Below are 11956 nucleotides of genomic sequence, written 5' to 3' on the forward strand. Positions count from 1 at the left end.
TTGAAGACACTTATTATTGCGGAAAAACCGGACATGGGGCGAAATATAGCCGCCGCAATAGAACCTAAAGCCAAAAATCTTAGGTCCTATCTGGAGGGTGAGCAGTACATTATCACCTGGGCGATCGGACACTTAATCGAGTTGGCTGAACCAGATCAATATGATGAGAAATATAAAAAATGGAACATAAGCCATCTGCCGATCATTCCTGATGAATTTAAGTTGATTCCCAATCCGCGGACGTATGATCAACTGAAGGTAATTGCTGAACTTGCGAAAAAGTGTAATCAACTCGTCAATGCCTGCGATGCGGGACGGGAGGGCCAACATATTTTCTCTTTGATCCAGCGGCATTTAGGGCTGAAACAGCCGGTGAAGCGCCTTTGGATTTCGGACTTAACGTCGGAAACGATCCGCAATGGCTTCGCTACGTTGAAAGACGGATCCGAATATGAGAATCTGACCCGGGCTGCACGTTCCCGAAGTGAAGCCGATTGGTTAATCGGCATGAATGGCTCGCGTGCTTTTACAACAAAGCATAATGTCCTGCTTTCAGTAGGTCGCGTTCAAACACCGGTCCTTGCGCTCATTTACGATCGTCAGAAACAAATAGAAGCCTTTTCCTCACTCAAATTTTACGAGTTGGAGGGTTACTTCACACAAGGCGATACCACGTATAGAGGCATGTGGCAGGGCGAACGCTTAACGGACCAACCGAAAGTGGAGGCATTAGCGGCCAAGGTGAAGGGGAAACCGGCACGCATTATTTCCTATGAAGTAAAGGAAACAAAGGAATACCCCTTTAAATTGTATGATTTGACGCTGCTGCAGCGTGAGGCGAATGGGAAATATGCTTTTTCGGCCAAAAAAACGCTCGATACCGCTCAGTCGCTTTATGAGAAACACAAGGTCATTTCGTATCCGAGAACGAATTCCAACTATGTCACCGAGCAAAATATTCCGGAAATGCACAAGTCGCTATCCGCTTTGCAAGGCACCGCGTATCATGACCTTGTTCAGGGAGCTAACCGCAATCTGGTGCATAAAAACAATAAAAATATTTGCAATCCGTCTAAAGTGGAAGATCATCATGCGATTCTGCCAACGAATCGTAAAGCATCTGGACTCACGCCGGATGAGCAGAAATTGTACGATTTGATCGTGAGACGTTTTTTATCACAATTTTATCCGCCTGCCGAATATAAGGTTCACACGGTGATGACCGAGGTCGAGCAAGAGATGTTCAAGACGACGGTGAAAGAACTTCTCCATTTGGGCTGGAAGGTCATTTATGCCGATCAGAAAAAAGAAAAGCCCAAAAGCACCAAAGGCAAAGAGAAGGAAGAGGAAGAAGACGAAGAGGTTGAAGTCAGCGAACCCTTCTCCATCGATGCGCAAGGTCAAGTTGTTTGCAGTGATGCCGTCGTCAAAGAGAAAGATACTCAACCGCCAAAGCATTTCAACGAAGGTACGCTGCTTAAAGCGATGGAAAGCGCAGGCAAGCAGATTGAGGACGAGGAGCTTCGCGATGCCATGAAGGATTCCGGTCTCGGGACACCAGCGACACGCGCAGCAACCATTGAACGTTTGAAGAAGGTAGGCTATATCGACATGCAGGGCAAAAAGATTGTCCTTACCCAAAAGGGCAGAATGGCCGTCGAACTCATTCGCGGAGCCGGCATCGAGCTGCTTACTTCTCCGGAAATGACGGGCCAATGGGAGCGCAGGCTGAACGAGATCTCCCGCGGCACAGCGTCGGACGAGCAGTTTATGCACAATGTCAAAAGGTTTGCGACATTAATCGTCGACAAAGTCCGCGTGCAGCCCAGAGCTGCCAAAACAGCCTTCGAAGGTGAAACGCCTGCTCCTGCCGGAACCAAGAGAGGATCCGCGGCACGTGCGAAGTCATCTGCTCCTTCGGGCAGCGCCAAGGCGAAAACAGCGTCCAAGAAATCGGCGGATGCCAGCAGCAGCCCTTCGGATGGTGCCAATTCATTCCTGGCAGCTTGTCCGCGGCCGGGCTGCGGCGGCTCCCTTTTTATGGGGCGTAAAGGGTATGGGTGCTCTCATTATAAGGAAGGCTGCAAGTTTGTCATTTGGAAGGAAAGTTTTGGCAGGAATTTGACCGATACACAAGTGCAAGCACTTGTTCAAAAAGGGAAAACAACGAAACTAAAGCTCGTGCTTCCAGACGGAACAGCCACAGACGGACGTATTGTATTGAAAAACATCGATACGGGAGAGCTCGGAACGGAAACAGAGTAATGGGGGATCAAAAAAGTGTTTGATTTAACGAACGATTGGGCTAAGGTAGTAGGCTCCGAATTTGAAGAGCCTTATTTTCAAGCATTATGTGAGTTTCTGAATGAAGAATACCGAGACAATACGATCTATCCCGAACAAAATGAAGTTCTGAATGCATTGCATTTAACCTCCTACGAAGCTACGAAGGTTGTCATATTGGGACAAGATCCTTACCACGGAAGAGGCCAAGCGCATGGCCTCAGTTTTTCCGTTAAACCGGGCATCACATCACCGCCGTCCTTACAAAATATGTACAAAGAATTGCAGTCCGATTTGAGCTGCTTTATTCCCAATAACGGTTATTTAGTGAAATGGGCCGAGCAAGGCGTACTTCTCCTAAATACGGTGTTAACCGTTCGTGAAGACACACCTAATTCCCATAAAGGGAAGGGATGGGAGCGTTTTACGGACAAAGTGATTGAGGCATTGAATTCACGGGAGCAGCCAGTTATTTTTGTCCTGTGGGGAAGTCATGCCCAAGCCAAGGAGCGACTCATTCATACAAATCGGCACTTTATTCTAAAATCTGTTCATCCAAGCCCGCTATCTTCTTATCGCGGTTTTTTTGGCAGCAAGCCATTTTCGCAGGTTAATAAGCTTCTTAAGGAGCTAGGGAGTCAGGAAATTAATTGGCAAATCCCCAATTTATAAGGGATAATGAAGACGTAGCCGTTACATTGAAAAAAATGCGAGGGAGAGAAGTCAATGAAATTTCAAGACTTTACTTATGTAAGACCCGAATTTAGTACATTTGAAGCGGCGTTTAAAGAGCTTTTAGAACAGTTTAAGCAAGCAGCTTCATTTGAGGAGCAGGACCATGCGATGGAAGCTATCGTCAAGCTTCGGAGTGAGCAAGAGTCTATGGAGTCTATTGCACGAATTCGGCACACCGTGGATACGACGGATGAATTTTATAAAGCGGAACAAGAATATTTAGATGAAATTGAACCTTTATATCAAGGTTCCATCACTGAATTCTACAAAGCGTTGATCGGTTCGGCCTATCGAGCTGAACTGGAAGCCAAATGGGGCAAGCAATTGTTCAGAATTGCTGCTTTATCGCTCAAAACCTTTTCACCGGAAATTGTTGAAGATCTCGTCCAAGAAAATAAACTGGCCAGCGAATATTCCAAGCTGCTTGCTTCGGCAAAGCTGGTTTATGCAGGAGAAGAACGAAATTTATCACAGCTGATCCCTTTTCAATTATCAACAGACCGAAATGTACGTAAAGAATCGAATGATGTAAAATATAACTTTTTTATCGAAAATGAAGCGAAATTGGACGACCTTTATGATCAGTTGGTAAAGGTTCGTACGGCTATTGCTAAGAAGCTTGGATACAGCAATTTTGTAGAACTTGCCTATGCGCGCATGAACCGCTCCGATTATAATGCCAAGGACGTGGAAGCGTTCCGCAATCAAGTATTGGCACATATTGTACCCGCGGCTACGAAATTGAAGGAACGGCAGAAAGCTAGAATCGGCGTAGACGCCCTTCATTACTACGATGATAAGTTCGGCTTCCCGTCTGGAAATGCAACACCCAAAGGGAATGCCGATTGGATTGTCGAGCAAGCACGGAAGATGTATGCGGAGTTGTCGCCGGAAACGGATGAATTTTTCACATTTATGATCGAAAATGGTTTGATGGATTTAGTGGCTAAGAAGGGGAAACGAGTTGGAGGCTACTGCTCTTATATTAGTACATACCAAGCACCATTTATTTTCTCGAATTTTAACGGTACATCAGGAGACATTGATGTCTTAACGCATGAAGTTGGCCATGCCTTCCAAGGTTATAGCTCCAGAGAGTTTCAAGTGCCTGAATATGTTTTTCCAACCTTGGAGGCTTGTGAAATCCATTCTATGAGCATGGAGTTCCTGGCTTGGCCTTGGATGTCACTGTTTTTCGAAGAAGAAACGGATAAATATAAATTTAAACATTTGAGCGAATCCCTGTTGTTTATTCCTTATGGCGTAGCGGTTGATGAATTCCAACACCGCATCTATGAGCAGCCGGAACTGACGCCGGTGGAGCGTAAACTTGTTTGGCGCGAGATTGAGCGGAAATATTTACCACATCGTGTTTATGAAGATAACGACTTTTTGGAAAGAGGAGGCTTCTGGCAGCAGCAGCCACACATTTACAAAAGCCCGTTCTACTACATCGACTACACGCTCGCGCAGGTTTGTGCGTTTCAGTTCTGGAAACGGGCAAATGAAAATCCGGAGCAAGCCTGGGAAGATTATTTAAGATTATGCCAGCAAGGAGGAAGCCAAAGCTTCACGGAACTTGTTCAAGTAGCGAACTTGATCTCGCCTTTCCATGATGGCTGCGTAGCTTCTGTGATCGGCCAAATCGAGAATTGGTTGGACCAAGTCGACGATTCGAATCTTTAAAGCATGGGCTTCACATGCGTGATTTCGAGGCCGCTATCACAGTCTTTCCCGGTTTCGTAAGAGCGATTGCCTAATACGGCATCAAAGGCTTGCAGGTCGGCAGACGACCCTCTAAGCAAAACTTGAATAGCCGCTTGGAGGACGATTTCACCATCTGCCATAGCCATATTCCACAAGTCCCAGATACTATGCGTATAGGTCTCTTCCAGCGATGTCGGACAGTTCCAAACCGTGTGGGCTTCGTTTAAATAATCAAGCGGAGCCACACGCTTTTTATAAACCAGCGGCGATATTTTACCGAAGGTTAATACCCTCTTGATTCCTTTAGGATCGTGAAAAAGGCGCTGCGCTTTAATCATATCGAAGTATGCATCGTTCCAATCTTTCTCCGTTATGCTCGTAGTAATGTCCGGGTAGTTGTTAGCCGTTGCTTGGAGTAGAGCAGGTACAACGCCAAGCGGCAGCTTTTCACCCACATAAATTTCTTTCCAAACTGGTGTTTTCCATGTCTGAATTCCACGTTTGTGTTTGACGATCAGTGTGTCCATAATGATTTCAAATCGTTGATGATCCCATTTTTTGAAACCTGATTTATAGAAAACATATGGATGCATGTTGCGGTCTAAAATATGATGCGTGATGAATCCAAGCACATAAACAACAGCCGGATTATACAAACCGCGGCCTTGCACCTGATGTAGGAAATCTTGCAGGAACGGACCGCAATTTTTCGCATGCATGAGACTTCCTAATTGATTTAGTGTTTTATCCTTTTTCCAAGGCAAGAAATTATGATAGAACAAGAAGTCCGGCCCTTGACAACCAAGGGAGAAAACTTGTCGCAGTTGTCTGTCATTCAACATTTGGTCATGACCCAGTTGCGCCAGCAATTCTTGGCCGAATATGAGATGAGTCCAGATGTTTGGCAAGTTGTGATTCCTCCTTCGTACAAACCGATAAATTATAGTGCGACCACTTACATTCTAACATAACAATTACGCTCAAGGTCACATATCGTGAACTATTTATGTTCCAACAGCTTCTAAAGAAGGAATAATATGCAAGTTGTCGAATTCAAAAAACGATCGGTACTGAAAGCCATCCAATGCATATCTATGATAGGAGATAACGTATGAATAGGGTCAATAATCCGCAGGATCGTTCAAACCGTGCAGATCCCGACAATATTCAGGGTTTGCTTTCGAGCACAGAACCGTCTTTTGCCGCAGTTTTCGAATTCACCACGATGGGTATCGCCATTATTTCGCTGAACGGGTTATGGTTAAGAGTGAATACGAGTTTATGCACTTTAACCGGCTATGCAGAGGAAGAGTTAGTCAATAGGGAGCTGCACGCGATATTTTCACAGGATGAAGCCGAGGAATTAGAAGCTTATTTCGAGCAAATGCTCTCTGGGGATACAAGCTTCTATCAACTTGAGAAAAAATTGATTCGCAAAGATGGGAGCATCGCCTGGGTGGAATTCAGGATCTCTTTAATGAGAGATTCACAAGATGAACCGTTTTATTATATGGCCCAAATCAATTATCTTTCACAGAAAACGGAAATGGAACGGAAGCTTGCAGAGAGTGAGCAGCGGTATAAATCGTTAATTGAGCATAATCCTGCCGGAATCCTCACCTGTGATCTTAAAGGGATGATTAAAAGTCTGAATCCTGCGATGGAAAGGATTTTGGGGTATACAGAGCGAGAAATGGTAGGCCAGTCCATTAACCGTCTATGGAAGCAGGAACATCAAGAAAATAATTGGATCGATAGCATCGTCTCCAAGTCCGATAATTACATGCTCCGAGTTAAGCATAAAAACGGTGAGCAGATTGAGCTAGGCTTGAAGAACGTGCCCATCATCGTTGATGGCATGAATGAAGGGATTTATGTGATTGCCAGAGACATCACCCAGCATAACAAAGATCGCGAATCCCTGCGGGTTGCTCAACAGGATCTACACGATACGGTACGCAGACAGCAAGGCATGACGATGAAGTTCAGGCAAATGCAAGGAAAGTTTATTCATACGCTATGCGACGGCGAGCTTCTCTATCGATTGGGATTTCAACCTTCGAATATTCTTGGCAATCATCTCTATGAAATTTGGCCTTATTCTATGGCTGTTAATATGGATTCGTTTTACCGCAGGGCGTGGAATGGTGAGGAAAATGTCATGTATGAAGCGACCTTTCGTGGAATTACATACTTAACTTCCTTGCGACCGATTTTTGAAAATGGCCGCGTTGTTGAAGTTATCGGATCCTGTGTGGATATTACGGAACGCAAACGTATGGAAACAGAGCTTAGAGAGACCAAAGATCTTCTTGAATCGTTCATCAGCAATACGACAGATGCCATTTGTGTACTTGATTTACGTGCAAGAGTTACTTTGGTCAATGGGGCGTACGAGCAAATATTTGGTTGGCACCAAGATGAATTATTGAATAAGCCGCTGCCGATTTATCCTGATTTCCTGGAGGAACAGCGCAAAGAAATCTATGACATGCTGAAGGCTGGTAAGCAGATTTCGGGACTTGAGACCGTCAGATTGCGGAAGGATGGACAGCTTGTACATGTGAGCGTAACGAAAACGCCGATCAAAAATGAAAAAGGCGAAATTATTGGCTTCGCCGGCATCTCAAGAGACATCACAGAACGGAATCGAACGGAGGAATTGTTACGTAAATCGGATAAGCTATCTGTCGCAGGACAATTAGCCGCAGGATTAGCGCACGAAATCAGAAACCCCCTTACTTCACTTCGCGGCTTCTTGCAGCTGCTGCAAAATGATGTAAAGGGGAAACAGCACTATTTTGACATCATGCTCTCTGAATTAGATCGAATCAATTTTATTGTCAGCGAATTCCTTGTGATTGCCAAGCCGGAGGCGATTCATTACAAAAAAAGCGATCTGAAGGATATTCTTCAATCGGTTACTGCACTGCTTGAGACGCAGGCCGTGTTATGCGATGTTGAGCTTGTCTTGGAATTTGAAACGGAAAGCACACAGCTTGTTTGTTCGGAAATGCATTTGAAGCAATTATTTATTAATTTGGTTAAAAATGCGATGGAAGCCATTGCGAAGGATGGGCAAATCAAACTGACGGTTTCCCTGCAAGGTGACGATTGGATAAGGGTTCGGACAGAAGACAACGGCTGTGGCATTCCGGATGATCGATTAAAGCAATTAGGGGAACCATTTTACACGACGAAGGAAAAGGGGACAGGTCTCGGGTTAATGATGTGTTTTAAAATTGTCGAGGCTCATAAAGGGACAATGACCATCCAGAGCCATTTAGGAGAAGGAACGGTCATTGATGTGTGTTTACCTACGTTGACAAGTGGACAAAACAACATGGAATGGAACTGAGCTCGCGTGAAAAAACCGTCTTTCCACTTGGGAGAAGGGCGGTTTTTTCGTTAGTTAGAAACTGATGCTGAATTCATTGGATTCACGGGAATACCATTTTGAAATCGATGCGTCTTGCTCATTGTGGATTCGTACTTCATCAGGCGTATATTTGACAATAATCCCTGAGCTGACTTGATAATAAACGCCTAAAGGATCTAACGACCAAACGTAGACAGGTGTTTTGGTCAAAGCTGCAATAAAAATCTCTATATCTGTATCCAGTAGTTTAGTTCCGTAAATCATCGACACACCTCTGTCTTATTTTTTTATGAACTTGCACTTATTATTAGTGACAGTACGAACAATTAAACAATCACGAAAACATTGGAACATTTTTTTGTGGCGTTTTCGGAATAGACGCAGGATAAACCAAAAAAATAATGTTTGCAGGACTTTGAATTCCTTGTATAATAGGAAAGCTTTGCGAAAATTGACAGTAGGTAAATTATGATTGGGTAGAAGGAGAAAGGGGTCAATGGCTGTGATTGTGGTTGGGGGAATGATCGGTCTCGGTAAAACATCAGTATCCACTTTACTTGGAAAAGAACTGAATTCAAGTGTTTTCTATGAAAGTGTAGATGATAATCCGATTCTGCCGCTGTTTTACACGTCATCTCCGGAAGAGATTGAGAAGAAGCGTTATCCGTTTCTGCTTCAGCTGCACTTCCTGAATACAAGATTTAAGGCGATTAAACAAGCATTGGTACATAATCGAAATGTACTTGATAGAAGCATTTACGAGGATTGGTACTTTGCAAAAGTGAATAGGGAGCTTGGGCGAATCTCTCAACTGGAATTCGATGTGTACGAAGGGCTTGCTGACAATATGATGTCTGAACTTGCAGAGCTTCCCAAGAAAGCGCCTGATTTGATGGTCTATCTCAAAGCCTCCTTTGATACCGTGATGCATCGTATCGGATTAAGAGGACGCAGCTTCGAGCAGGATCAATCCTTGGTTGACTACTATCGACAGCTTTGGTCGGGGTATGATGACTGGGTGATGAATCATTATCACGCTTCTGAAGTGTTGATCGTAGATATGGATCAAGTGGATGTTGTGAACCGTCCTGAAGATGCGCAAGAATTAGTGAATCGAGTACGAGCTAAACTTTCCGAATTAGCGATTGTTTAATAATGAAGACCCCCTCTAACCAGAGGGGGTCTTTCGAATTATATACAAGGTTAAATGATTTAAAAAAGATAGCATATTGCCCCGTGCAGTTGCATATACATATCGAATATTGACGGTGTCGCGCTTTATTTGTCGGAAAATACAAGAAGGCTGTGCAAAAAATTCATAAAGGAATGGTGATGAATTTGTTATTTATCGTATGTTATAACGGGAAACCGATGTGCCCTCCACTGCCGAAATTGGCTGCAACTGAAAAAATGCAAAAGCTAAGCCTTTTTTTCTCCAACTTAGAACTGATAGAAGTGCAGCAAGAAAAAGTTGCCAATTGATCGTTAAATGACAATTCATATGCATGATCGTAATACTCCTTAGTCTTTGGATTAAGGAGTATTTGTCTTTCCCGGAATATGATAAAGTAGATGGAAATGACTGGATTTGGGAGGATGGCATGGAGTCTGTTGCATCTGGCAAGAAAGCGATTATTATTGGGGCAGGCATTGGAGGCCTCACTACAGCCCTATTTTTACAAAAAATCGGATGGGAAGCCGTCATTTATGAGAAAAAGGAAGCGCGTGCTGAATTCGGAGCAGGGATTGTCATCGCCGCGAACGCATTGGAAGTCTTGAAGGATCTTGGAGTCGCCGACAAGGTGAAGCAAGTAGGGGCCAAAGTCGGCATGGCGGACATTCGCTCTTGGCAAGGACAAGCCATCACATCCGTTCCGGTAGCCAAACAAGCAGCCCGCTATGGGACGTACAACTATCTTATTCATCGTGCGAAGCTGCAGGCTATTTTGGCAGAGTCTCTGAGGGATGAGACGAAGTTGTATGATCGGAAAAAGATGATGTCAATTGAACAAAATGAGCATGGTGTTAGCGTTCGGTTTGAGGATGGAACGGAAGATCACGCGGATATTTTGATCGGTGCAGACGGACTGCATTCTGATACGGCTAGGCTCTTGTTTGGGGCAGGTCCGCTGACGTATTCAGGATTTACGGCTTTTCGTGGCGTAGCTGCTTATGTAGACCCAGCTTACACCTTAGAGGTTGGCGGAGGTTTTGAAGCTTGGGGCAGTGGACGGCGATTTGGATTTTCGCAGCTGGGCGAAGGTCAAATCTATTGGTTTGCTGCAATCAATGCTCCTGAAGGCCAAGAAGTGCGGGGAAAGAAAGAGCATGTTCTTCAGCAATTAAGCGGCTGGCATGCTCCAATTGAACAGGTAGTGTTGGCGACAGACGAACAAGTGATTCTGAAGCATGATATTTATGATCGAGAGCCGCTTGCTTCCTGGAGCAAGGGCAGAGTGGTGCTGCTTGGTGATGCGGCACACCCGATGCTGCCGAATTTGGGACAAGGCGGAGCGCAAGCGATGGAAGATGCTTATGTGCTTGCAAAGTGTCTGAAGGAAGCCGCCGATATAACGCTACCTAGTATTAGAAGAGCGTACGAGACATATGAAGCGATTCGAATACCACGAGCTAATCGCATTGTACGGCAGTCAAGACGCATGGCCCGAATGGTACAAATGAAAAACCCGATGACCATAAAATTACGTAATCTATTGCTGAGTTTATTTCCTGATTCATTCAAAATCAAGCAGCTGCACTGGTTGATTGGCTATCGCATGTCCGATTGGGATCGTAAAGAGTGGCTGAACTGATACAATTAGAAGATATAACAATGGAGGGTACTAATGAAAATACTCATTCTTGGTGGTACTAAGTTTCTTGGACGAGCCCTAACGGAAGCGGCAATAGCGCAGGGGCATGACGTTACCTTGTTTCATCGCGGCTTGCATGATGCCAATGCCTTTCCAAACATTCGGCATATTATTGGCGATCGGAATAACGACTTAGACCTCCTGCAAGGTCGTGAGTGGGATGCGGTGATTGATACCAGCGGTTATGAACCTGAGTCGGTCTTAGCCGCCGCTAAGCAGCTAAAGAATCAAGCGAAACACTACACGTTCATCTCTACGATTTCCGTTTACGAGGATCTGAAACAAGTGCATGTTAATGAATCAGCTCCTGCTGCTAAACTGTCAGATCAAATGGATCCTGGTCAGAAATACGGGGCAAAGAAAGCCCTTTGCGAACTAGTCGTTCAGCAAGAATTTCCGAACCATACGCTGGTTATTCGTCCTGGTCTCATTGTCGGACCGTACGATGTGTCTGATCGTTTTACGTATTGGCCAGCTCGTTTTCACCGTGGGGGTGAAGTGTTAGTGCCTTTGCCGAAAGAACGGAAACTGCAATTTATTGATGTGCGCGACTTGTCAGCTTGGATTATTCGTTTAGTGGAGCAAGAGATGGTAGGCACGCTGCATGCGAGCGGAAGTGATTATACAATGGAGGAGGTTGTTCAAGCTTGTACACAAACTACTCAGCATGAAGTTATCTGTACGTGGGTGCCGGAAGAGTTCCTAGTGGCCAATGAGGTCGGAGAATGGATGGAGCTGCCGCTTTGGATTCAAAGCGATAGTCTAGTCGGGATGTTCTCCTTGGATAATACGAAGGCTTTTGCAAACGGTTTGACAACAAGACCATTGATTGAAATTGTTCGAGATACGTTGGCATGGGATCAAAATCGTTCTATGACTGCGACGCGTGCAGCCGGAATGGACCCTGCCCGTGAGGAGGAACTCTTGCGGATCTGGTCGAAAAATATTTTTTGAATTGTGTGAAAATCAATAGAATAGA

Annotated in this window: 9 protein-coding genes; 7 read left to right on the forward strand and 2 right to left on the reverse strand. The window is 44.8% G+C overall.

Going from position 1 to position 11956, the window contains the following annotated elements; genetic code table 11:
• Genes ACKTT9_RS16330 through ACKTT9_RS16340 form a run of 3 tightly spaced genes read left to right on the forward strand, consistent with a single transcriptional unit; the run spans position 1 to position 4704 of the window.
• Positions 1-2265: a DNA topoisomerase 3 gene (locus tag ACKTT9_RS16330; protein WP_407872378.1), complete on the forward strand. Its 2265-nt coding sequence runs from the start codon at positions 1-3 to the stop codon at positions 2263-2265.
• 6 nt (positions 2266-2271) lie between these two features.
• Positions 2272-2955 carry a uracil-DNA glycosylase gene (locus ACKTT9_RS16335; protein ID WP_407873052.1) on the forward strand — a complete coding sequence of 228 codons (684 nt, stop codon included), beginning with the start codon at positions 2272-2274 and terminating at the stop codon, positions 2953-2955.
• 54 nt (positions 2956-3009) lie between these two features.
• Positions 3010-4704, forward strand: coding sequence for a M3 family oligoendopeptidase (locus ACKTT9_RS16340; RefSeq protein ID WP_407872379.1), 1695 nt, complete (start codon positions 3010-3012; stop codon positions 4702-4704).
• On the opposite strand, the gene ACKTT9_RS16345 is transcribed toward ACKTT9_RS16340, so the two are convergent.
• Positions 4701-5633 (reverse strand): zinc dependent phospholipase C family protein, encoded by a 933-nt coding sequence (locus ACKTT9_RS16345; protein ID WP_407872380.1) that lies wholly within the window; start codon positions 5631-5633, stop codon positions 4701-4703. The two genes, ACKTT9_RS16340 and ACKTT9_RS16345, sit on opposite strands and share 4 nt — an antisense overlap.
• Before the next feature lie 203 nt (positions 5634-5836).
• On the opposite strand from ACKTT9_RS16345, the gene ACKTT9_RS16350 reads away from it, so the two are divergent.
• Positions 5837-8083, forward strand: coding sequence for a PAS domain S-box protein (locus tag ACKTT9_RS16350; RefSeq protein WP_407872381.1), 2247 nt, complete (start codon positions 5837-5839; stop codon positions 8081-8083).
• 54 nt (positions 8084-8137) lie between these two features.
• Here the strand turns inward: ACKTT9_RS16350 and ACKTT9_RS16355 are convergent, their stop codons facing one another.
• Positions 8138-8368: a hypothetical protein gene (locus ACKTT9_RS16355; RefSeq protein WP_157326617.1), complete on the reverse strand. Its 231-nt coding sequence runs from the start codon at positions 8366-8368 to the stop codon at positions 8138-8140.
• Between the two features lie 232 nt (positions 8369-8600).
• On the opposite strand from ACKTT9_RS16355, the gene ACKTT9_RS16360 reads away from it, so the two are divergent.
• From ACKTT9_RS16360 to ACKTT9_RS16370, 3 genes are all read left to right on the forward strand, one after another.
• Positions 8601-9257, forward strand: coding sequence for a deoxynucleoside kinase (locus tag ACKTT9_RS16360; protein WP_407872382.1), 657 nt, complete (start codon positions 8601-8603; stop codon positions 9255-9257).
• 448 nt (positions 9258-9705) lie between these two features.
• Positions 9706-10917, forward strand: coding sequence for an FAD-dependent monooxygenase (locus ACKTT9_RS16365; RefSeq protein WP_407872383.1), 1212 nt, complete (start codon positions 9706-9708; stop codon positions 10915-10917).
• 33 nt (positions 10918-10950) lie between these two features.
• Positions 10951-11931 carry an NAD-dependent epimerase/dehydratase family protein gene (locus ACKTT9_RS16370; RefSeq protein WP_407872384.1) on the forward strand — a complete coding sequence of 327 codons (981 nt, stop codon included), beginning with the start codon at positions 10951-10953 and terminating at the stop codon, positions 11929-11931.
• Positions 11932-11956: the final 25 nt, after the last annotated feature.

It is taken from the genome of Paenibacillus sp. P36, assembly GCF_045866505.1.
GTDB lineage: Bacteria > Bacillota > Bacilli > Paenibacillales > NBRC-103111 > Paenibacillus_E > Paenibacillus_E chondroitinus.

Coding starts and splice junctions, on each gene's coding strand:
- ACKTT9_RS16340 (WP_407872379.1), top strand. CDS start 3,010: ATGAAATTTCAAGACTTTACTTATGTAAGACCCGAATTTAGTACATTT.
- ACKTT9_RS16350 (WP_407872381.1), top strand. CDS start 5,837: ATGAATAGGGTCAATAATCCGCAGGATCGTTCAAACCGTGCAGATCCC.
- ACKTT9_RS16355 (WP_157326617.1), bottom strand. CDS start 8,368: ATGATTTACGGAACTAAACTACTGGATACAGATATAGAGATTTTTATT.
- ACKTT9_RS16360 (WP_407872382.1), top strand. CDS start 8,601: ATGGCTGTGATTGTGGTTGGGGGAATGATCGGTCTCGGTAAAACATCA.
- ACKTT9_RS16365 (WP_407872383.1), top strand. CDS start 9,706: ATGGAGTCTGTTGCATCTGGCAAGAAAGCGATTATTATTGGGGCAGGC.
- ACKTT9_RS16370 (WP_407872384.1), top strand. CDS start 10,951: ATGAAAATACTCATTCTTGGTGGTACTAAGTTTCTTGGACGAGCCCTA.